Annotated in this window: 19 protein-coding genes, 2 tRNA genes and 1 pseudogene; 12 read left to right on the forward strand and 10 right to left on the reverse strand. The window is 59.2% G+C overall.

What is annotated here, in order from left to right:
• Positions 1-4: 4 nt before the first annotated feature.
• Positions 5-787 carry a transporter substrate-binding domain-containing protein gene (locus APU11_RS18225; protein ID WP_040021585.1) on the reverse strand — a complete coding sequence of 261 codons (783 nt, stop codon included), beginning with the start codon at positions 785-787 and terminating at the stop codon, positions 5-7.
• A 192-nt stretch (positions 788-979) separates the two neighbouring features.
• Positions 980-1,819, reverse strand: a complete 840-nt coding sequence (gene hpxU / locus APU11_RS18230; RefSeq protein ID WP_060578686.1) for a MurR/RpiR family transcriptional regulator HpxU — start codon at positions 1,817-1,819, stop codon at positions 980-982.
• Between the two features lie 145 nt (positions 1,820-1,964).
• On the opposite strand from hpxU, the gene hpxW reads away from it, so the two are divergent.
• Genes hpxW through hpxZ form a run of 4 tightly spaced genes read left to right on the forward strand, consistent with a single transcriptional unit; the run spans position 1,965 to position 5,524 of the window.
• Positions 1,965-3,548, forward strand: a complete 1,584-nt coding sequence (gene hpxW / locus APU11_RS18235) for an oxamate amidohydrolase (RefSeq protein WP_045902786.1) — start codon at positions 1,965-1,967, stop codon at positions 3,546-3,548.
• A 10-nt stretch (positions 3,549-3,558) separates the two neighbouring features.
• Positions 3,559-3,747 (forward strand): oxalurate catabolism protein HpxX, encoded by a 189-nt coding sequence (gene hpxX, locus APU11_RS18240; RefSeq protein ID WP_045902785.1) that lies wholly within the window; start codon positions 3,559-3,561, stop codon positions 3,745-3,747.
• Positions 3,744-5,141, forward strand: coding sequence for an AtzE family amidohydrolase (locus APU11_RS18245; protein WP_058651236.1), 1,398 nt, complete (start codon positions 3,744-3,746; stop codon positions 5,139-5,141). The genes hpxX and APU11_RS18245 overlap by 4 nt, the downstream gene beginning before the upstream one ends.
• Complete coding sequence (gene hpxZ / locus APU11_RS18250) at positions 5,138-5,524, forward strand: oxalurate catabolism protein HpxZ (RefSeq protein WP_047351978.1); 387 nt, start codon at positions 5,138-5,140, stop codon at positions 5,522-5,524. Before APU11_RS18245 ends, hpxZ begins: the two co-directional genes overlap by 4 nt.
• A 115-nt stretch (positions 5,525-5,639) precedes the next feature.
• On the opposite strand, the gene puuE is transcribed toward hpxZ, so the two are convergent.
• From puuE to APU11_RS18265, 3 genes and pseudogenes are all read right to left on the reverse strand, one after another.
• The gene (gene puuE / locus APU11_RS18255) at positions 5,640-6,539 is read right to left on the reverse strand and encodes an allantoinase PuuE (protein WP_224787885.1); all 900 of its coding nucleotides are present in this window, start codon (positions 6,537-6,539) and stop codon (positions 5,640-5,642) included.
• A pseudogene (hpxA, locus tag APU11_RS18260) lies at positions 6,457-7,332 on the reverse strand (allantoin racemase). Before hpxA ends, puuE begins: the two are co-directional and overlap by 83 nt.
• Positions 7,332-8,048 carry a GntR family transcriptional regulator gene (locus APU11_RS18265; RefSeq protein WP_013097231.1) on the reverse strand — a complete coding sequence of 239 codons (717 nt, stop codon included), beginning with the start codon at positions 8,046-8,048 and terminating at the stop codon, positions 7,332-7,334. Before APU11_RS18265 ends, hpxA begins: the two are co-directional and overlap by 1 nt.
• Positions 8,049-8,192: 144 nt before the next feature.
• Between APU11_RS18265 and APU11_RS18270 the strand changes: the two genes are divergently transcribed.
• Entirely contained in the window at positions 8,193-9,701 is a 1,509-nt protein-coding gene (locus tag APU11_RS18270) for an NCS1 family nucleobase:cation symporter-1 (protein ID WP_058651233.1), read from the forward strand.
• Positions 9,701-11,017 carry a guanine deaminase gene (gene guaD / locus APU11_RS18275; protein WP_058651232.1) on the forward strand — a complete coding sequence of 439 codons (1,317 nt, stop codon included), beginning with the start codon at positions 9,701-9,703 and terminating at the stop codon, positions 11,015-11,017. Before APU11_RS18270 ends, guaD begins: the two co-directional genes overlap by 1 nt.
• Here the strand turns inward: guaD and uraH are convergent.
• A complete protein-coding gene (gene uraH / locus APU11_RS18280) occupies positions 10,997-11,320 on the reverse strand; it encodes a hydroxyisourate hydrolase (protein WP_013097234.1) in 324 nt (107 codons plus the stop codon). The genes guaD and uraH overlap by 21 nt on opposite strands.
• The gene (uraD, locus tag APU11_RS18285; RefSeq protein ID WP_058651231.1) at positions 11,317-11,817 is read right to left on the reverse strand and encodes a 2-oxo-4-hydroxy-4-carboxy-5-ureidoimidazoline decarboxylase; all 501 of its coding nucleotides are present in this window, start codon (positions 11,815-11,817) and stop codon (positions 11,317-11,319) included. The genes uraH and uraD overlap by 4 nt, the downstream gene beginning before the upstream one ends.
• A 240-nt stretch (positions 11,818-12,057) precedes the next feature.
• Here uraD and hpxO point away from each other — a divergent pair, with 240 nt between their 5' ends.
• The 3 genes from hpxO to APU11_RS18300 are packed head-to-tail and all read left to right on the forward strand — an operon-like array spanning position 12,058 to position 15,227.
• Positions 12,058-13,212: an FAD-dependent urate hydroxylase HpxO gene (hpxO, locus tag APU11_RS18290; protein WP_058651230.1), complete on the forward strand. Its 1,155-nt coding sequence runs from the start codon at positions 12,058-12,060 to the stop codon at positions 13,210-13,212.
• Positions 13,213-13,229: 17 nt separating this feature from the next.
• Complete coding sequence (gene hpxD, locus APU11_RS18295) at positions 13,230-14,264, forward strand: molybdenum cofactor-independent xanthine hydroxylase subunit HpxD (RefSeq protein WP_013097237.1); 1,035 nt, start codon at positions 13,230-13,232, stop codon at positions 14,262-14,264.
• A gap of 12 nt (positions 14,265-14,276) precedes the next feature.
• Positions 14,277-15,227 carry a PDR/VanB family oxidoreductase gene (locus APU11_RS18300; protein ID WP_058651229.1) on the forward strand — a complete coding sequence of 317 codons (951 nt, stop codon included), beginning with the start codon at positions 14,277-14,279 and terminating at the stop codon, positions 15,225-15,227.
• 44 nt (positions 15,228-15,271) lie between these two features.
• On the opposite strand, the gene APU11_RS18305 is transcribed toward APU11_RS18300, so the two are convergent.
• Positions 15,272-15,359: transfer RNA gene (locus APU11_RS18305), tRNA-Ser, on the reverse strand.
• A gap of 236 nt (positions 15,360-15,595) precedes the next feature.
• Here APU11_RS18305 and APU11_RS18310 point away from each other — a divergent pair.
• Genes APU11_RS18310 through APU11_RS18320 form a run of 3 tightly spaced genes read left to right on the forward strand, consistent with a single transcriptional unit; the run spans position 15,596 to position 18,401 of the window.
• Positions 15,596-16,600 (forward strand): ABC transporter substrate-binding protein, encoded by a 1,005-nt coding sequence (locus tag APU11_RS18310; protein ID WP_038419047.1) that lies wholly within the window; start codon positions 15,596-15,598, stop codon positions 16,598-16,600.
• The gene (locus APU11_RS18315; RefSeq protein ID WP_058651228.1) at positions 16,600-17,631 is read left to right on the forward strand and encodes an iron ABC transporter permease; all 1,032 of its coding nucleotides are present in this window, start codon (positions 16,600-16,602) and stop codon (positions 17,629-17,631) included. Before APU11_RS18310 ends, APU11_RS18315 begins: the two co-directional genes overlap by 1 nt.
• Positions 17,628-18,401, forward strand: coding sequence for an ABC transporter ATP-binding protein (locus APU11_RS18320; protein WP_045295747.1), 774 nt, complete (start codon positions 17,628-17,630; stop codon positions 18,399-18,401). Before APU11_RS18315 ends, APU11_RS18320 begins: the two co-directional genes overlap by 4 nt.
• 49 nt (positions 18,402-18,450) lie before the next feature.
• Here APU11_RS18320 and APU11_RS18325 read toward each other — a convergent pair.
• Positions 18,451-18,538: transfer RNA gene (locus APU11_RS18325), tRNA-Ser, on the reverse strand.
• Positions 18,539-18,681: 143 nt separating this feature from the next.
• A complete protein-coding gene (locus APU11_RS18330; RefSeq protein ID WP_045295746.1) occupies positions 18,682-20,310 on the reverse strand; it encodes an ABC transporter substrate-binding protein in 1,629 nt (542 codons plus the stop codon).
• Positions 20,311-20,347: the final 37 nt, after the last annotated feature.

Here is a 20,347-nt window from a genome sequence, read left to right on the forward strand (position 1 = left end):
TGCCTTACACGCCAAGGCTTGCCGGCAGCGGCGCCTTGAGCCACTGCTCAGAGAAGCCGTTCAGGGTGCCGTCTTTAATACCCTGTTCAATCAGCGCATCCACTTTCGCCTTCAGCGCCGGTTCATTTTTCTTCAGCCCGATAAAGCACGGAGAATCTTTCAGCATAAAGCTCGGCACCGGGGCTTTCTCCGCGTTCTGGCGTGAGATGGCCGCCACCACGAGGTTGCCGGTGGCCACATACTGCACCTGTCCGGAAAGATACGCCGACAGCGTGGTGTTGTTGTCCTCATAGCGTTTTACATCTGCGTCTTTCGGCGCCAGGCTGGTCAGCACCATGTCCTCGACCGCGCCACGCGTCACGCCGATGGTTTTACCGCTCAGGGCGGCGGCATCTTTCAGCTCTGCGCCTTTCGGGCCAAACACCCCGAGGAAGAACGGCGCATAGGCGCGGCTGAAATCGATCACCTTTTCACGTTCCGCATTCTTACCGAGGCTTGAAATGACAAGGTCAACTTTGTCGGTTTGCAGATACGGCACGCGGTTGGCGCTGGTCACCGGGACCAGCTGCAGCTTGACCTTCATCTGTTTGGCCAGATAACGCGCCATATCGATGTCATAGCCCTGCGGCTGCAGATCGGTTCCGACCGAGCCAAACGGCGGGAAATCCTGCGGCACGGCAATGCGAATGGTGCCGCGTTTTTCGATATCCTGAAGCTGGTCCGCCTTTGCCGACAGGTTAGTGAACAGACAAACGGCCCCGGCCAGTGCAATCAACAATTTTTTCATGGTGCTTCCCCGTAACGTTAACATGAAACAAAAGATTCTTTGAATTGGATTTTGCAACTAATGTGCCAGATAAAGCGAAACGCGGGATTTTGTTGTAAAGCCTGATAAAACAAAGGCGGGGCGAAAAAGCTCTCTCTTTTTCGCCCCGCCTCACTGCACCATTTCAATGCAAAGCACCACACCGATGCCCCATTATCGTTGTTCGAGCTCGTCCAGGTGCTGATACAGGGTGGCGATCTCATGAATGCGCGGACGACCTTTATCGAGGATTTCATGCAGAAAGGCGTTTGCCAGCAAGTTGATCAGGCTATTGACCGAGGCGTAGCTGTCATAGGCTGAGACGCTGTCCAGCGGAGCACAGAGCTGCCAGCTCGCCAGCGGAAACAGGCTGTGCGCCTGCGGCTCGCACATCAGCAGCACCGGGATACCCCCGGCCTGAAGCTGCTGCAGCAGCGGGCGGATGATGCGCGGGCGGCGGCGAAACGCCATCATCACCACCAGATCGTCGGGGGTGAGATCCACCAGCTCTTCGCTCAGGCTCTGCCCGGGCTGCGGCAACACCAGCACCTGTCCGCGTGCCTGCAACAGCTGCTGACGCAGGTGCAGCGCCGCGGGATAGGCGTTACGCATCCCGATAATGACGATGCGCCTCGCCTTAACCATGCACGCCATCGCGTCGGCAAACTGCCGGGCATCCAGGGCATTCACCCACTGGGTCAGATTAGCCATCTCCTGCTTATAGTGACGCGCCAGCAGCGTATTGCCCTGCACCGCGTCGCGGTTGTCCGTCAGCGGCATACCGCTCTGGCGCAGGGTACGCAACTCATCGCGCATGTCTTTATACTTATCATAGCCCAGACGCTTAAACAGGCGGCTCACCGTGGCTTTCGACACTCCGCTCAGCTGTGCCAGCTCGGCGCTGTTGTAGCTGATCAGGTCGTCGAAGTGATCGAAAATAAAATCCACCACCCGCTGCTCCTGCGGCGACAGTGACGCGTATTGTGCTTTCAGTCGTTCATCAAGCTGTTCCATAACGCCTCTGTAACGTTTGTTTCATCTCTTGCTCTCTATTCATTAAGCATGCCAGCTTATCAGCCGGGATGACATGAAACTTTTCTTTCATACCTGGAACAGCTTTTGCAGCGCCTTGTGACTTTCAGGGTTATGAGGACTGTTCATGCAAAGTAATGTCTCCGTACACGGAATGGCGGTTGCCCCCCATCATCTTGCCAGCCAGAGCGCGCTGTCTGTGCTGCGCGATGGCGGTAGCGCGATTGAAGCGATGGTCGCGGCAGCGGCCACCATTGCCGTGGTCTATCCCCATATGAATGGCCTGGGCGGCGATGGCTTCTGGCTTATCGTGCCCCCCGGCGGCGAACCGATTGCCATCGATGCCAGCGGCGCGGCGGGATCGCTGGCGACGCTTGCCGCCTATGGCGATCTGACGCACATCCCCCACCGCGGCCCCCGTGCGGCGCTGACCGTGGCGGGTACCGTCAGTGGCTGGGCGGAGGCACTTAAGGTCTCACACGCGCTGACGGGCAACGCCCTGCCGCTGACGCGCCTGCTGGCAGATGCCATTGGCTATGCCCGCAATGGCACGCCGGTCACGGCCTCGCAGGCCACTGCCACCGCCAGTAAATTCGACGAACTGAAAGACCTGCCCGGCTTCGCAGAAACCTGGCTGGTAGACGGCAAACCACCGGAGGTCGGCAGCCGGTTTTATCAACCGGCGCTGGCCTCCACGCTGACGCAACTTGCCGAAGAGGGTCTGGAGAGTTTTTATCGTGGTCCGCTGGCGGCGCGTCTGGCCCGTGGGATGGAGACGCTCGGCCTGCCCATTACGCTGGCGGATTTGAACGCGCATGTCGCCCGGCGCACCACGCCGCTGAAATTAGCACATCAGCAGGGTGAGGTCTGGAACCTCGCCCCACCGACGCAGGGGCTGGTCTCGCTGGCGATCCTCGGCATCACCGACCGTCTGGCGATGGCCGATGCCGACGACGCCGGGACAGTGCACCGCATTGTGGAAGCCACCAAACTGGCCTTTGGCCTGCGCGATGCCCACATCACCGACCCGCGCGAGCTGAAAACCGATATCCAGAGCCTGCTGGATCCTGCGGCGCTTCAGGCGCTCGCCGACCGGGTTGACGATAACCATGCCGCGCCGTGGGGCACCGGCAAAGGCCCTGGCGATACGGTGTGGATGGGGGTGATGGATAACAGCGGCCTGGCCGTGTCGTTTATCCAGAGCATTTATCACGAGTTCGGCAGCGGGGTGGTGCTCCCGGATACGGGTATCGTCTGGCAGAACCGGGGGGCGTCGTTCAGCCTCGATCCCGCACATCTTCTGGCTCTCGCGCCGGGCAAACAGCCGTTCCATACCCTGAACCCGGCCGCGGCGCGTCTGAACGACGGACGGGTGATGGTCTACGGCTCCATGGGCGGTGACGGCCAGCCGCAAACTCAGGCCACGCTCTTTACCCGCTATGTGGTGCAGGGTCTGCCGCTGCAGGAGAGCATCTCCCGTCCGCGCTGGCTGCTGGGGCGCACCTGGGGACAAAGCTCAGACACCTTAAAGGTGGAAGGCCGGTTTTCCCCTGAAACGATCGCACGCCTGCAGGCGCTGGGTCACGAGGTGGAGATCTTCCCGGACTTTAGCGAAGCCATGGGCCACGCGGGCGCGATTGTCCGCCACCCGAACGGGCTGTTTGAAGGCGCATTCGACCCGCGCAGCAACGGCGCCGCCGCCGGATACTGAGGAGAAAACCATGACAACACAACAACCTGACTGGCATGCCTACCTGGCGCAGATGGAGGCCGTGCTGGGCGTTGAGCTGGATGACGCCCGCCGCGCGGAGCTTCAGCAGCAGTTTAGCCGCATTGCCGCCATGGCCGCCCCGCTGATGGCGCTGCCGCTTGATGACCGTCTGGAGATCGCAGGAGTATACAAAGCATGAGGCTACACAAGATGGGTATCAGCGCGATCCAGCAGGCGCTGAGTGCAGGCGAGTTAAGCGCCCGCGAGATCGCCCGTCAGACGCTGGAAGATATTGCGCGCATCAACCCGCAGATCAACGCCTGGACGGCGGTTACCGAAGCGCGGATGCTGGCCGAGGCAGAAAATATCGACACCCTGCGCCGGGAAAAGCGCCCCCTGCCGCCGCTGGCGGGCGTGCCTTACGCGGTAAAAAACCTGTTTGATGTGGCCGGGCACACCACCCTCGCCGGAGCCGAGCTGTTCAGCCAGCGTTCCGCTGCCAGCGCAGACAGCTTTGCGGTTCGCCAGCTACGCAGCGCAGGAGGACTGTTGTCCGGGATGGTCAATATGGATGCCTATGCCTACGGCTTTACCACGGAAAACAGCCACTACGGCGCCACGCGTAATCCGCACGATCTGACGCGCATTGCAGGCGGCTCCTCCGGTGGCTCTGCCGCCGCCGTCGCCGCCGGGCTGGTCCATTTTTCACTGGGTACCGACACCAACGGGTCGATTCGCGTCCCGGCGTCCCTGTGCGGAATTTACGGCTTAAAACCGACCTTTGGCCGCCTGTCACGCTCCGGCAGCCACCCGTTTGTCGCCAGTCTCGATCATATCGGGCCGTTTGCCCGCCGGGTGTGCGATCTGGCGTCCGTATACGATGCGCTACAGGGACGAGACACCAGCGACCCTTTTCAGGCAGAGTCCTCCCGCGAGCAGACCCGGCCTTTGCTCGATCGCGGTCTGGATGGTTTGCGCTGTGCCGTCCTCGGGGGCTATTTCAGCACGTGGTGTAACGACGACGCCCGGGAAGCCGTCGCGCGCGCGGCACGTGCTCTTGACGTCCAGGAGGAGCTGCAGTTCCCTGAAGCCGCGCTGTCCCGCTCTGCCGCGTTTATCATCAGCGCCTCCGAAGGGGGGAACCAGTACCTGCCGTCACTTCGCCGTGAACCGGAGCGTTTTGAACCACACTCCCGCGAACGCCTGCTGGCTGGGGCAATGATCCCTTCCGCCTGGTATATTCAGGCCCAGCGTTTTCGCGCCCACGCCCGACAGGCCTGTAAAGCGCTGTTTGAGCAGGCCGACGTGCTGATCGCCCCGGCAACCCCGCGCAGCGCCACGACGATTGGCGAGCAGACCATGGAGATTAACGGCGAGCCACTGCCGGTGCGCGCCAGCATGGGGATGCTGACGCAGCCGATTTCATTTCTGGGTTTGCCCGTCACCACCGTTCCGCTACGCACCGCCCAGGGGGCACCGATTGGTCTGCAACTCATCGCAGCACCGTTTAATGAACAAGCCTGCCTGCGCGTGGCGCGGGTCCTGGAAGCGAGCGGGATAACCGATGCCCGTCCTGCGGAGATGGCACAATGATGAATCACGACGACATTAACCTTCCCTGGGTGATGGCGGACGTCACGGCCGCGTTTTATCGCTATGAAGATGCGCTGGTGAGCAACAACATTGCGGTGCTGGATGAGTTGTTCTGGCACGACAAAAACACGGTGCGACTGGGCGCGGGGGAAAACCTCTACGGCATTGATGAAATCCGCGCCTTTCGGGCGGCGCGCCCCTCCGCCGGGCTGCAGCGGACGTTGCGCAATACCGTGATCACCACCTTCGGAGAAGATTACGCGGTGTGCAGCACCGAATTTACCCGCGAGGGGACGGAACGCATTGGCCGCCAGCAGCAGACGTGGGTGCGGTTTGCTTACGGGTGGCGCATTGTTGCGGCACAGGTGAGTGTGATGGTGTAACGCTGAAAAACCTGCCCGGTGGCGCTGCGCTTACCGGGCCTGCAATGTCCCGTATACCCTGCGGGTGCTGTAGGCCGGGTAAGGCGCAGCCGACACCCGGCACAATACGACACCGCTATTTCTGAAACGGATGCACGTCCCGCCAGTGGTCAGCAATCTGCTGGCGGGTACAAACCCACACCCGCTCGTGCTCCTGCACATAATCAAGGAACCGCTGTAGCGCGCGAAAACGGCCCGGACGCCCCAGCAGGCGGCAGTGCATGCCGATGGACATCATCTTCGGCGCGCTTTCACCCTCTTCATACAGCACGTCAAAGCTGTCTTTCAGATAAGTATAAAACTGCTCGGCGGTATTAAACCCCTGGGCGGTGGCGAAGCGCATGTCGTTCGCGTCCAGCGTGTAGGGCACGATCAGGTGCGGTTTATGGCTGCCATCGCTGCAGGCCACTTCCGTCCAGAAGGGCAAGTCGTCGCCATAGTAGTCGCTGTCGTAGTCAAAACCGCCGTGCTCGACCACCAGCTGGCGCGTGTTGGGGCTGTCGCGCCCGGTGTACCAGCCCGTAGGCGGCTTGCCAAACAGATCGGTCAGCACGTGCACCGCTTTGTGCAGATGTTCCCGCTCCTGGTTGATATCCATGTTCTGATAGTGGATCCAGCGCCAGCCGTGGCTGACCACGTCGTAATCCGCCGCCTTAATCGCCGCGACAATCTCCGGGTGACGCGCCAGCGCCATCGCCACGCCAAAGACCGTCAGCGGCAGGCCACGTTTCTGAAATTCATGATGAATTCGCCAGAACCCGGCGCGGCTGCCGTATTCGTACAGGGAGTCCATGGACATGTGTTTGTCGGGATAGCTGGCCGCTCCAATGATGTCCGAGAGAAACTGTTCCGACCCGGCATCGCCGTGCAGGACGTGGTTTTCTGCCCCCTCTTCATAATTGAGCACAAACTGCACGGCGATGCGTGCCTGATTCGGCCACTGCGCATGCGGCGGGTTGCCTGCGTAGCCACGCAGATCCCGCGGATAACCCTCTTCAAAAAGCCCCATTGCCACCCCCCAAAAATTAAAATGGATTCAATGCCTGAAAATGTCCGCTTAAGGGTTTGTTCTCCGGGAAGGCCAGATCCCCGTGCTTGCTGGTTGACAGCCCCAGCGCCACCAGCGATTCCACCATCTTCACCGCCGCACTGACGCCGTCGATCACCGGCACGTGCAGCTCGCGCGTCAGCTCCTGGGCGAGCGTTGCCATCCCGCCACAGCCCAGCACGATGGCGCCGCAGCCATCCTCTTTCAGGGCCTGTATACAGCGCGCGCGCACCTTCTCCTGCGCCAGGCCGCTGCCGTCTTCCAGCGCCAGCACCGGGAGATCAATCGCGTGCAGGGCCGCGCAATGATCCTGAAAGCCATACTGCTGCAGCAGATGACGGGCGATAATCAGCGTGCGCGGCAGCGTGGTGACGATGGAAAAGCGCGTCGCCACCAGCGTGGCCATGTGCATCGCGGCTTCGGCAATGCCGACAACCGGCCCTTGCGCCAGCTCGCGCGCGGCCAGCAGCCCTGGGTCGCCAAAGCAGGCAATCACGTGCCCTTCCACCCCCTGCTCTCTGCCTTTTTTGACTTGCTCAAGGACACCCACGGCGGCAATGGCTTCATCAAAATGGCCTTCGATTGAGGGCACACCCGCACTGGGGCAGACCGCGAGGATTTCCGTGCCCGGTGCAGCCACCGCGCGGGCGGCCGCGCCGATGGTTTCCGTCATTGCGAGGCTGGTATTGGGATTAATGACTTGTATACGGACAGACGACATTACGACTCCTTGTGGCTGGCGAACAGGCGGGCAAAATCGGGCAGGCATTCACCTGCCCGTTCGAAACAGAGGCTGGCGACGATGTGTTCAAAATGGTGCATTAAGGCATCACTGAGGGGTTGCAGCGCTTTCTGACGCAGCAGCTCCACAAGCTGTTCGTGGTCATTGCAGCGACACCCCTGACGCCACGGCGCACCCCAGGTGGCAATCACCAACGAGGAGCGCTGACTCAGGCGGGTCACCATCTCCGTCAGGACCTGATTGCCGGAGATGGCCTGCAGCTGAATATGGAAATTTGCGGAGTGGCGGATCGCCGCCGGGCCGTCGTAAGCCTCATGCGCCTGCTGCTCCTGACGGATGATTGACGCCAGCGCGGCCAGATGCGGCGGCTGACAGTGCGCCAGCACGTCCGGTAGATTGGCGACCTCCAGTAGCGCGCGGGTGCGGAAGATCTGCCGGGCCTCTTCGACCGTCGGGCTGGCAACGTGTGCACCACGTTTGGGCGTTAAGGTGACCATTTGCACAGCGGCGAGTCGCTGCAGCACCTTACGGATGCCCGTACGACTCACGCCAAAGACCTCCGCCAGCGCCTCTTCCGGCAATTTGCTTCCCGGCAGCAGTTGATGTTCGACAATCGCGGTCATCAGCGCCTGAAAGATGGATTCGTCTTTGTCTTGCAGGTCTGGCGCGGCGTGCAGACTGTTCACGTTGTTCATTAACCACTCCACTTTTTACTTTTCGCTATCGAATCGTATACATAAAAATAAAATATTGCATACAAGATTTATTATTTTGGCCTGGATCCTGCAACACCGTCTGCACTCCCACTCAACGGGTTTTCATTCACAGGAGCAGGTTTCATGCCAAACAGACAAAATATGCAACACGGTACGGCCACTGATTCCGGTGCGGTATACAGCCCACGGCTTTGCAATGAGGATTTGGCACCGACGCGTGACCAGAACTGGAGCTGGTACAACATCTTTTCTTTCTGGATGTCCGACGTCCACAGCATGGGGGGATACGTGGTCGCCGCGAGCTTCTTTACGCTCGGGCTGGCAAGCTGGCAGGTGTTGCTCTGCCTGCTGGTGGGAATTTGCATTGTGCAGTTGTGTGCCAACCTGGTGGCGAAACCGAGCCAGATGGCGGGCGTGCCGTATGCGGTGATCAGCCGTCAGGCCTTTGGTGTGTTCGGGGCGAACATTCCGGCGGTGATCCGCGGGCTTATCGCCTTTGCGTGGTACGGCATTCAGACCTATCTGGCCGCTAACGCCCTGATGCTGGTGGCGCTGAAGTTCTGGCCGTCGCTCTCGTCGCTCACCACCGGCGCGTTCCTCGGACTGTCGCACCTGGGCTGGGTCTGCTTTGCCATTATGTGGGTATTGCAGGCAATGGTCTTCTGGCACGGCATGAATGCCATCAAGCGCTTTATCGACATCGCCGGCCCGGCGGTGTATGTGGTGATGCTGGCGCTGGCAGGATGGATTGTATACAAGACCGGATTCGACGGGATCTCCTTTACCCTCGCCAGCAAATCCCTGAGCGCAGGCGAGCAGACCTGGCAGATGATCACCGCCACGGCGCTGGTGGTCTCCTACTTCTCAGGCCCGTTGCTCAACTTTGGTGATTTCTCCCGCTACGGCAAAAGCATGGGGGAAATCCGCCGCGGCAACCGCTGGGGCCTGCCGTTTAACTTCCTGCTGTTCTCCATCGTGACCGTGGTGATTGTCTCCGGTACCCAGTCGCTGTTTGGCCGCATGATCACCGACCCGATTGAAACCGTCAGCCGCGTGGGCAACGATCTGGCGGTGGCGATTGGTCTGTTGACCATGATCACCGCCACCATCGGGATTAACATCGTGGCCAACTTCGTCTCCCCGGCGTTTGATTTCTCTAACTGTTCCCCGCAGAAAATCAGCTTCCGCACCGGGGGAATGATTGCCGCCGTCGGCTCGATCCTGTTAACCCCGTGGAACCTGTTTAACTCCCCGGAGCTTATTCATTACACCCTGGATGTGCTGGGGGCGTTTATCGGTCCGCTGTTCGGTATCCTGATTGCCGATTTCTACCTGATTAAGCGTGGCAAGGTATCCGTGGACGACCTGTTCGATGACACGCCAGAAGGGAAATACTGGTACCGCAACGGCTTTAACCCGAAAGCCATCGGCGCGCTGATCCCCTCGGTTGCCGTCGGGCTGGTGATAAGCTTCATCCCGGCGCTGCATGAGGTGGCAAACTTTAGCTGGTTCATTGGCGTGTTCCTTGGCGGGGTAACCTACCGCTGGCTGGCGCGCGAAGAGCGCGAAGGGGCGTCCGCCGCTCACTTCACGGCACGCGAGGCCACGCAAACAATCAGACAGGAGCCGTGATGGATTACCAGACTGCGATACGCGGTGCATTTTTCGATATCGCCCGGGTCTGCGACAGCGCAGACCTGATTGCCGAACATGCGCGCTACCAGGAGGACGGCCTGCTGTTTATTTACCACGGGAAAATCGTGGCGCTCATGGCCTGGCAGGATGGAGAGCAATATCTTGACCCGCACAAGGGTTACACCGACCTGCGCGGCAAACTGCTGCTGCCCGGCTTTATCGATACCCACGTTCATTACCCGCAGACCGAGATGATCGGCGCCTTCGGCGAGCAACTGCTGGAGTGGCTGACCACCTATACGTTTCCGGTGGAGAGCCAGTTTGCCGACGAGAGCTACGCAAAAGAGATTGCAGAATTTTTCATAAATCAACTGGTGAGCCACGGCACTACCACCGCACTGGTGTTTTGCACACTGCATCCGCAATCGGTGGATGCGCTGTTTACCGAAGCATCGCGCCTGAATATGCGCCTGATCGCCGGGAAGGTGATGATGGACCGGCACACCCCGGACTACCTGACCGAAACGGCACAACAGAGCTACCAGCAGACGCGGGATCTAATCCAGCGCTGGCACCACCATGGACGGCTGGGGTATGCCATTACGCCACGCTTTGCGCCCACCTCATCACCGGAACTGCTGGCGGCGGTGCATTTACTCAGAGAGGAGTTTCCGGACACCTGGCTGCAGACCCATCTGAGCGAAAACCCGAACGAAGTGGCCTGGGTTAATGACCTGTGGCCGGAGCATGAACGTTATCTGGATGTCTATCACCACTACGGCCTCACCGGCGAGCGCAGCGTGTTTGCTCACGGGATCCATCTGCACCACAGCGAGTGGCAGTGCCTGCACGACACCGGATCGGCGGTGGCGTTTTGTCCTACTTCCAATCTGTTTCTTGGCAGCGGGCTGTTTCGGTTACCCGCCTGCTGGCAGCACAAGGTGCGGATGGGTATCGGCACCGACGTCGGCGCGGGTACCACCTTCAGTATGCTGCGCACGCTGGGGGAAGCTTACAAGGTGGGTCAGTTGCAGAGCTATCGCCTGCGCGCCAGCGAGGCCTTTTATCATGCCACGCTGGGTGGCGCGCATGCCCTGCGTCTGGATGACAAAATTGGCAATTTCGCTCCAGGCAAAGAGGCCGATTTTATCGTGATCGACCCGGCCGTCACCCCGCTGCAGCGCCTGCGTAGCGGGCGCTGCAAGGATATCTACGAGCAACTGTTTGTGCTGATGACCCTGGGCGACGAGCGTAATATCAGCCAAACCTGGGTCAACGGCGAGCCAGTGTGGTCAGCTGCCGCGGTAGGTTGACCAGCCGCCAGGGGCAATCACAAACGGCAGATGGAAGTGCTCATCTGCCGTTTCGCCGATAAGAAAATCAATCTGCGCGCAGGGATAGAGCGTGTCGCGCCCCGTTTCGCTAAACCAGGCGCCAGTCTCGGCCACCAGCCGATAGCGGCCCGCAGGCAGGACGGGAACAAATTCGGTGATGCGGCCCTGCGCGTTGGTCACGCCAGTTGCGATGATCTCCGCGTCCTGTTCAAGACGTACCGTCACCCCCTGCGCGGGTTTGCCCGTCGAGATATCCAGAATATGTGTACTGAGCGTGCTCATGCGCCAATGACTCCTTCCAGTCGTAATAAGGTAATTTCCCGCAGCTGATCCAGTGCGGCCTGCACCTCCTGCGCATCGCTGTTTTCCAGCCGCGCGTTCAGGGCCTGCAGGATCTCCTCCCCGCTGCGGCCTTTGGCGCGGATCAGAAAGACGCGCCCGAAACGGCTTTCGTAGCGGGCATTGCCTGCCCGTAACGCCTCAGCAAGCCGGGCATCATCATGATTCACCGCTCCCTGCTCCCGACGCGACAGCGCCGCCTCCGCCTGCGTGCCCATGGGCTTCTCACCGATGCGCGGATGCGCGCTCAGGGCCTGCGTGAGCGCGTGTTCATCCCAGCTTTTCGTCAGCGCCTGGGCCGCGTTAAACAAAACCTCCCGGCTCGGATAAGGCCGCCCGGCGACCAGCGCCTCGGCCCAGCCGGGAATGGCCACGCAAGGGTGTAATAGCGTAAGCACCTCTTCGTGACTCCGGTAATTAAAATCGTCCAGCGTTATCATGGTTCCTCCCGTGTCATCATCGTCCCTGAACATTGCACAAAACACGCCACTCTTGCCTGAGGCCTGAAACAGTTGATTCCTGATCCCTAAACCGGAAATTATTGATTCATAAAAAGGCATTCCCACCGCGATAACGCACCTTAGCAGTGCAAACATCCCTCCCACAACGCCCTTTACCGCACTCTGCAGCCTGGTACGCAAATTGCTGATGTTAATGACACCCGGCAAAAGGAGAGAAGCATGAAAGCAATCGTCATTGGTGCGGGCATTGGTGGCCTGAGCGCCGCTGTCGCGCTGGAAAAGGCGGGCATCGACTGTACCGTGTTTGAAGCAGTAAAAGAGATCAAACCCGTTGGCGCGGCCATCTCCATCTGGCCCAACGGGGTGAAATGCATGCAGCACCTCGGCATGGGCGACATCATTGAGACATACGGCGGGCCAATGCGCTTTATGGCCTACAAGGATCACCGGCGCGGCGACACGTTGACCCGCTTTAGCCTGGCCCCGCTGGTGGAGCGCACCGGGGGACGCCCCTGCCCCGTCTCGCGCGCTGAACTGCAGCGCGAGATGCTGGACTTCTGGGGTCGCGAGCGGGTGCAGTTCGGCAAGCGCGTCGAACACGTCCGGGAAGATGATGCTGGCGTCAGCGTAACATTTACCGACGGCAGCACGGCGACGGGCGATTTTCTGATTGCCGCCGACGGCAGCCATTCGGCGGTGCGCCCGTACGTGCTGGGGTATACCCCCGAGCGCCGCTACGCCGGTTACGTTAACTGGAACGGACTGGTGAAGATTGATGAAGAGATTGCCCCCGCCCACCAGTGGACCACGTTCGTGGGAGAAGGCAAGCGTGTGTCGCTGATGCCCGTCTCCGGTGGCCGCTTCTATTTCTTTTTTGATGTCCCGCTTCCCCTCGGTCTGGCGGAAGATCGCACCACCCTCAGAGCCGATCTCACGGGTTACTTCCGCGGCTGGGCGCCGCCGGTGCAGAAGCTGATCGCCGCGCTGGATCCGAATACCACCAACCGCATAGAAATCCACGACATTGAGCCCTTCGACAGCCTGGTACGCGGCCACGTGGCGCTGCTCGGCGATGCGGCGCACAGCACCACGCCGGATATCGGCCAGGGCGGCTGCGCGGCGCTGGAGGATGCGGTGGTGCTGGGTGATTGTCTGCGCGAAAACCACAACATTACTCTGGCGCTGCGGCAGTACGAAGCCCTGCGCTGTGACCGGGTACGCGACCTGGTGCTGAAGGCTCGCAAGCGCTGTGACGTCACGCACGGTAAAGATATGGCGTTAACCAGAGCCTGGTATCAGGAGCTGAGAGAGGAGACCGGGGAGCGCATTATCAACGGTTTGTGCGACACCATTCAGGGCGGACCATTAGGCTGAACGTAAGAGGAATACACATGAATAAAGCACCTGTACCACCCGCCCATTGCACGTTTGAGCCAGAGGACTGGCTGCGTCTGGCAAAGTGCTGGCATCCGGTTGCGCGCGCCTGCGACATTGGCGCGGCGCCGGTTAAGGCGACCCTGCTGGACGAAGCGCTGGTTATCTACCGCGTGAAAGGCCAGGTCGTGGTCGCCCGCGATGTTTGTCCACATCGCGGCGTGCCGTTGACGCTGGGCTTTCATGATGAGCACGGGATTATCTGCCCCTACCATGGCCTGCGCTTCGGGGAAGATGGCCGCTGCAACCGTATTCCCTCCAGCCCCGACCAGCCGGTACCGGCGAAGCTGAACCTGATTAACTACGCCGTGGAGGAGCGCTTTGGCTTGATCTGGACGTGTCTGGCGTTTGACCCGGATAACCCGATGCCGCTGCCCACCATGCCGCACTGGGATGACGACGGCTTTCAGCAGATCAACTGTCCGGCGTTTGAGGTGAATGGCTTCGCTGGCCGCCAGGTGGAAGGATTTTTGGATGTGGCGCATTTTGCGTGGATCCACACCAGCACCTTTGCGGACCCGGATAACCAGCTCGTCCCGACCTATCAGCCACAGGAAACACCGTTTGGTTTTGTAGCGGACTACTGGAGTTCGGTGAGCAATTATCCCGCCAGCGCTGACGTGCAGGCGCCCGAAGGCTTCCAGTGGCTGCGCCATTTTGAAATGCATTTGCCGTTTACCGCCACCCTGACGATCCATTTTCCGGGCGAATCCCGGCTGGTGATCATGAACGCCGCGTCGCCGGTCTCGTCACGCGTCACCCGCATGTTTGCCCCGATTGCGCGTAACTTTGATCTGCATATTCCGGTGGAAGAGGTGCATGCCTTTAACCTGCGGATTTTTGAGGAAGACCGCCTGATGGTCGAGACCCAGCGCCCGGAAAGTTTGCCGTTGGATCTGACCCTTGAAGCCCATATTCCCGCGGATAAAAGCTCGATTGCCTATCGCCGGGGGCTGAAAAAGATGGGTTTTGGCGCGTTTTTCCTGGTCTGATGGAGGGCTGTCATGAGTGATATCTTAAGCGTTATCGTCGACGGGCTGTGGCGTCAGGGGAACAAAAGCCTCGCCGTCAGGCTGGTGGCGGAAAACGGTGAAGCGCTGCCTGAGTGGCAGCCCGGTGCGCATATCGACGTGCATTTACCCTGCGGGGTTATACGTCAGTATTCCCTGACCGGCCCATGCGGGAGTGAAGGCTATCTGATCTGCGTGGGCCGGGAAACCGCATCGCGCGGCGGGTCGCGCTATATTCATGAGACGCTGCGTCCCGGTCAGACGCTGCTGATCTCCGCGCCGCGCAATCTGTTTGCCCTGCAGGAGGCCGAACGGGTGTTGCTGCTGGCTGCGGGGATCGGGATTACGCCACTGTATGCCATGGCCCTGCAGCTGGAAGCAGCCGGAACCCCGTTCACTCTGCACTATTATGTCAAACACGCTGACAGCGCGGCTTTCGCCCGCGAGCTGGCGCAGTTTGAGCATGGTAAGTGCGTTATCCATACCACCAGCCCACGCACGTTGCTGGCAGAGCATATCCCGATGGCCGCGGCGGGTCTTCACGCCTGGGTCTGTGGCCCGGCCGGGTTTATGGAAAAAGTACGTGAGGTGGCGACGGCGAAAGGCTGGGATGGCGCCACGATCCACAGCGAGGCGTTTCAACCCGCTGCGCCTGATACCGGCGCTGAAAGCGGCGAGATCTTCACGATTAAACTGGCCTCCACCGGAAAGCGCTGGCCTGTGCCCGCAGATAAAACCATTGCTCAGGTGCTGCAGGAAAACGGTGTGGCCGTACCGCTCTCCTGCGAGATGGGGATCTGCGGTGCGTGTCTGACACCGGTGATTGACGGCGTGGTGGATCACCGGGACAGCGTACAGTCAGAGGCAGAGAAAAACGCCCCGAACCCGCATGTGGCGCTGTGTTGCTCAAGAAGTCATTCCGCTGAGCTGGTGATTGGGCTGTAAAACGAAAAAACCCTGCGATAGTGCTATCGCAGGGTTTTCGAATTTGGCGGAAGCGTAGAGATTCGAACTCTAGAACCCTTTCGGGTCGCCGGTTTTCAAGACCGGTGCCTTCAACCGCTCGGCCACGCTTCCAAAGTGAGGCGCACTATAAACATCTCTGAGCATGATGTAAAGCGTGAAATTGCATAAAGTTACACTTGCTCACCATCACCCCGCCCTCTGGCGTCATGACTCACTTCGGCGACGTTAATCTGGATGTGAAGTTTCCCTCTCATTACAGGCACCGGCAAATGTCCGGCAGGCAGCGTGTTGCGCTCAATCACAATATATGTATTATGTTATAACATAACAATTTAGGATTGATTTTTATGCTTCTGAAAAAAGGGTTATTACTGACAGTACTGCTGGCCATGGCACCAGCCACGTTTGCAGCAACAACTTACCCGCTGACGATTGAAAATTGCGGCGTCAGGCAGACCTTTACGCAAGCGCCACAGCGCGTCGTTACCGTGGGTCAGCATGAAACGGAATTGCTGCTCGCGCTGGGGCTGGAAAAATCTGTCGCCGCAACCTCAGTCTGGTTCGGCAAACTCCCGGATTCGCTGGCTGATGCCGGAAAAAAACTCCCCCGGCTTGCGGATAACTCCCCCTCTTTTGAAGCCGTGGTGGGACAAAAACCGGAACTCGTCCTCGCTCAGTATCACTGGCATATTGGCCCGCAGGGCGAGGTGGGAACACGCGAGCAGTTTGCATCACTGGGGATTAAGACGTGGATCTCCCCTGCCGACTGCACGGACAAAACGGTGACGGCAACCTCAAACGCTGACGGAGCACGGAGCACGCCGTTTTCACTGGCAGAAATAAAACACGAAGTCACAGACCTGGCCGCCATCTTTGATGTTCCCGCGCGTGGCGAGCAGCTCAATCGTGAGCTGACAGAACGGATTCAGAAAGCGCAGGCGCGCATCTCAGCAAAACCCCTGAAGGTTGTCTTTTGGTTTTCAAGCAGCCGCCTGAATGGCGATCCCTGGGTGGCAGGGAATTACGGCGCGCCTGGCTGGATAAGCCGCACGCTGGGGTTAAAGAACGTTATTGACTCGCATGATGAATGGCCCGCTGTCACCTGGGAACATATTGCCCAAATGCAGCCAGACGTTATCGTCATCGCTCAGATGTCACGCAGGCTCTACCCTGCCGATGACGCCGCGATAAAAGAGGCCTTTTTACGACGCGATCCGGTGACAAGAAACATTCCGGCGGTCAGGAATAATCAGATTATTGTGGTGCCCGCAATGTCGTTAAACCCTTCTTTGCGTAACGTCGACGCGGTTGAGCTTATCAGCGATCGGCTGGCTTCATTCCAGGGCGAATAATGAGTCATGTATCTTCTCCCCGCCGCCAGCAGGGGTTAATGGCGTCAGGCGCCGTGGCATTGCCGCTGATGCTGGTCTTTGCCGCAAGTATCGGCGATATGCCGGTATCGTATGCCGTTACCGGAAAAGCGATCCTCAATGGTCTTGGGCTGACTGCATACGTTCTGCCGCAACCCGAGGAAGGCATCGTCTGGCAGTACCGCATGAGCCGCGCATTAATGGCAGCATGCAGCGGCGGCGGCCTGGCGCTGTGCGGGCTGGTGCTCCAGTCAATACTGCGCAACCCCCTGGCGGAGCCCTATCTGCTGGGCATCTCCGCAGGCGCTTCGCTGGGGGCCGTCTGCGTGATGCTGCTCGGTATCGGGGGGAGCGTGATTGGCGTGAGCAGCGGTGCGTTTGTTGGCGCCTGCGCCGCTTTTGCGCTCATCATGTTGATTACAAACGGCATGAGCGCAAGCCCGTCGCGCATTTTGCTGGCAGGCATTGCGGGCACACAGCTCTTCAACGCCATGACCGCGTATATCGTCAGCACCTCCGCCAATGCCGAGCAGTCGCGTAGCGTTATGTTCTGGTTAATGGGCAGCCTGAGCGGTGTGCGCTGGCCAGACGCGCTGCTGGCGCTGGCCGTTACGTTGACGGGCCTGCTGATGGTATGCCTCTTTTCGCAGGCGCTGGACACCTTTACCTTTGGAGACGAGGTCTCTACCACCCTCGGGATTCCGGTGACCGCCGTACGAATTATCCTGTTGCTGACCTGCGCGTTCGTCACCGCAACCCTGGTCAGTGCCATAGGCGCAGTGGGATTTGTGGGTCTGGTCATTCCTCATGTGACGCGCATGCTCAGCGGTCCGGGCCATCGCCGCACGATCCCGCTGACGTTTCTTATCGGCGCGCACTTTATGATCCTGGCCGATGTCGTGTCACGCACGCTGATTGTGCACCAGGTGCTTCCCATCGGCGTGGTGACGGCACTGGTGGGCGCACCTGTCTTTGTGGCGCTGCTTTATCAAAACCGGAAGGAGCATCCATGAATATTTCCGTCTCCGGGTTAAGTGTGACCCGACAAGCACAGACAGTGCTTGAGGATATCGATCTCGACCTGTCATCCGGGCAGATTGTCGGCCTGTTAGGGCCAAACGGCTCGGGCAAATCAACGCTGTTACGCTGTCTTGCCGGGCTGTTTCCACACCACAGTGAACGCGTCGCGCTTAATGGCACGTCGCTTAGCGTGATGCCGTTAAAAACGCGCGCGCGGCAGTTAGCTTTCGTCCCACAACATGCCGACGTTGAGGGAGAACTGACCGTCGAGGAAATCGTGCGGCTGGGACGTACGCCTTACCGGAAGGCGTTTCAGAGAAGCACTCGCGATGATGATGTGGCGGTGGAAGAGGCGATTAGCCTCATGCGGCTATGCGGATTACGCCAGCGGCGGTGGCAGCAACTGTCTGGTGGGGAGCGTCAGCGAACCCAGATAGCGCGAGCGCTGGCACAGCAGCCCCGGGTGTTGCTGCTTGATGAGCCGACAAACCACCTGGACATTCAGCACCAGCTGGAGCTGATGCGACTTATATCGCAACTGCCTCTTACGGTGGTGGTGGCGCTGCACGATCTCAATCTGGCGGCTAACTACTGCCAGCGGCTGATCCTTCTGAAGGCCGGGCGTATCGCGGCCACGGGCGCGCCTGCGGAAGTGCTCACCCCTGAAAATATCGAGCAAACCTGGTGTGTCAAAGCGAGCGTCTACAGGGCAGACGCCGGGATGACGATCGGCTACAACATGGGTGGCATGGCGGAGGTGTAGAGCCAAAGCAAAAAACCCTGCGATATTGCTATCGCAGGGTTTTCGAATTTGGCGGAAGCGTAGAGATTCGAACTCTAGAACCCTTTCGGGTCGCCGGTTTTCAAGACCGGTGCCTTCAACCGCTCGGCCACGCTTCCTAATTGAGGCGAACTATAAACACCTCACCGCAGGCTGTAAAGAGCACGCGCATTCGTTCGCTTTAAAAATAGCCAAATTACGTTTAATCGGTTGAATAGACAACATATTGGCCATTTTGCCAGCATAATATCCAGCGATTGCCTTAGTGTTTTTTGATGTACATATCTTTCGTGTAGTAGTACCCGAGCTTATCCGGCGTGAATCCCCCCACCCACGGCTTCACCAGGTGCGTACGAACGTAGTGATAGACAGGGATCGCCGGCACATCACGCCCCAGCAAATCCTCTGCCTGTTGATAAAACTTACCGCGCTCTTGTGCCGTTTTCGACTTCGCGGCATTCACCAGCGCTTGATCGTACTCAGGATTGCTGTACTGCGTGGTGTTTTGGCTATCCCCGGTACGGAAGTTATTCAGGAACGTGGAGGCATCATCATAATCGGCAATCCAGGCGTAGCGCACCGCGTCAAAGTTATGGGTGTGCATGGTATCGAGCATGGTTTTCCACTCCTGGTTCTGCAGCTTCGCCTCGACGCCGAGATTTTTCTTCCACATTGAGCTGGCAGCAATCGCGATACGCTGGTGCGTTTCAGAGGTGTTATACAGCAGATTAAAACTCAGTGGATGGCTGGCGTTATACCCGGCCTCTTCGAGCAGTTTTTTCGCCTCGGCAATTCGTTTGTCCCGCGGCCAGCTGGCGTAATCCGGGTTCTGTAACTTAACGCCACCAATGTCCGGCTGGCTGATAAGCCACGCCGGACGCTGCCCCTGCCCCATCACTTTATCTGCGATGATGTCTTTATCGAGCGCCATATTGAGCGCCTTACGCACGCGCGCATCGTTGAACGGCGGACGGGCGGTGTTGAATTCGTAATAGTAGGTGGCAAGCTGCGGAGAGACATCCAACTGACTGCCCAGCGTTTTCTTAAGCTGGGCGAACTGGTTGACTGGCACCGTGTAGACAATATCGATTTCTCCCGCTTTATAGCGGTTCACATCAGCCGCCTCGGAGGTGATAGGCAGATATGTCACCTTGTTGATCACGGTATGGGCATTATCCCAGTAGCGCGGGTTACGCTCCGCCACAATGCGTTCGTTAACTACCCATGAGGACAGCTTATAGGCGCCGCTGCTGACGATGTGCTCGGGCTTGGTCCACTTATCGCCGAAACGCCCCACCAGGACTTTATCTATCGGCACCAGAGACGGGTGTGCCAGCATCGCCAGGAAAGCAGCATTAGGCTGCGAAAGCGTGACTTCCAGCGTGGTGTCATTGATGGCTTTCACGCCCAGCGTATCGGGCGCTTTTTTGCCTTCGGCAATTTCATTACCGTTGACAATAAGCATGCTTCCGGGATAGCTGGCATACGGTGAGGCGGTTTTTGGATCGACCAGTCGCTGCCAGCTCCAGACGATATCTTCCGCGGTGATGGCGGTACCGTCGCTCCAGGTGATGCCCGGACGCAGATGGAACGTCCAGACGGTGTTGTCCTTGTTCTCCCATTTTTCCGCCAGCCGTGGCTGGATTTCACCCGCCGGGGAGACACTGACCAGCCCGTCGAATAAATCGCTGATAATATTGAATTCGACATCGCTTTCGACTTTATGCGGGTCGAGCGAAGCGGGTTCACTTCCGTTATTCCTGACCAGTTCCTGCTTATCGGCCAGCTGCGTTCCTGCCGGCACGTTAGCCGCCCAGGTTGCCGTGCTGGCGCACAGGATCCCGGCCGCCAGTAAAGAGAGTGTAAAGTGAATGCGTGTTTGTGGTTTCATTTCCTTCGCCTTATTGTCTGTTTTGTGACGATCCGGA

Source organism: Enterobacter sp. 50793107, from assembly GCF_001463365.1.
Lineage (GTDB): Bacteria > Pseudomonadota > Gammaproteobacteria > Enterobacterales > Enterobacteriaceae > Enterobacter > Enterobacter cloacae.

What these genes read in the sequence shown, in the direction of transcription:
- APU11_RS18330 (WP_045295746.1), bottom strand. Translation starts at nt 20,310, where the DNA reads ATGAAACCACAAACACGCATTCACTTTACACTCTCTTTACTGGCGGCC.
- APU11_RS18320 (WP_045295747.1), top strand. Translation starts at nt 17,628, where the DNA reads ATGAATATTTCCGTCTCCGGGTTAAGTGTGACCCGACAAGCACAGACA.
- APU11_RS18265 (WP_013097231.1), bottom strand. Translation starts at nt 8,048, where the DNA reads ATGAACAACGTGAACAGTCTGCACGCCGCGCCAGACCTGCAAGACAAA.
- APU11_RS18300 (WP_058651229.1), top strand. Translation starts at nt 14,277, where the DNA reads ATGAGTGATATCTTAAGCGTTATCGTCGACGGGCTGTGGCGTCAGGGG.
- uraD (WP_058651231.1), bottom strand. Translation starts at nt 11,817, where the DNA reads ATGATAACGCTGGACGATTTTAATTACCGGAGTCACGAAGAGGTGCTT.
- APU11_RS18315 (WP_058651228.1), top strand. Translation starts at nt 16,600, where the DNA reads ATGAGTCATGTATCTTCTCCCCGCCGCCAGCAGGGGTTAATGGCGTCA.
- hpxX (WP_045902785.1), top strand. Translation starts at nt 3,559, where the DNA reads ATGACAACACAACAACCTGACTGGCATGCCTACCTGGCGCAGATGGAG.
- APU11_RS18245 (WP_058651236.1), top strand. Translation starts at nt 3,744, where the DNA reads ATGAGGCTACACAAGATGGGTATCAGCGCGATCCAGCAGGCGCTGAGT.
- APU11_RS18310 (WP_038419047.1), top strand. Translation starts at nt 15,596, where the DNA reads ATGCTTCTGAAAAAAGGGTTATTACTGACAGTACTGCTGGCCATGGCA.
- hpxZ (WP_047351978.1), top strand. Translation starts at nt 5,138, where the DNA reads ATGATGAATCACGACGACATTAACCTTCCCTGGGTGATGGCGGACGTC.
- hpxW (WP_045902786.1), top strand. Translation starts at nt 1,965, where the DNA reads ATGCAAAGTAATGTCTCCGTACACGGAATGGCGGTTGCCCCCCATCAT.
- APU11_RS18225 (WP_040021585.1), bottom strand. Translation starts at nt 787, where the DNA reads ATGAAAAAATTGTTGATTGCACTGGCCGGGGCCGTTTGTCTGTTCACT.
- hpxD (WP_013097237.1), top strand. Translation starts at nt 13,230, where the DNA reads ATGAATAAAGCACCTGTACCACCCGCCCATTGCACGTTTGAGCCAGAG.
- hpxO (WP_058651230.1), top strand. Translation starts at nt 12,058, where the DNA reads ATGAAAGCAATCGTCATTGGTGCGGGCATTGGTGGCCTGAGCGCCGCT.
- uraH (WP_013097234.1), bottom strand. Translation starts at nt 11,320, where the DNA reads ATGAGCACGCTCAGTACACATATTCTGGATATCTCGACGGGCAAACCC.
- APU11_RS18270 (WP_058651233.1), top strand. Translation starts at nt 8,193, where the DNA reads ATGCCAAACAGACAAAATATGCAACACGGTACGGCCACTGATTCCGGT.
- guaD (WP_058651232.1), top strand. Translation starts at nt 9,701, where the DNA reads ATGGATTACCAGACTGCGATACGCGGTGCATTTTTCGATATCGCCCGG.
- hpxU (WP_060578686.1), bottom strand. Translation starts at nt 1,819, where the DNA reads ATGGAACAGCTTGATGAACGACTGAAAGCACAATACGCGTCACTGTCG.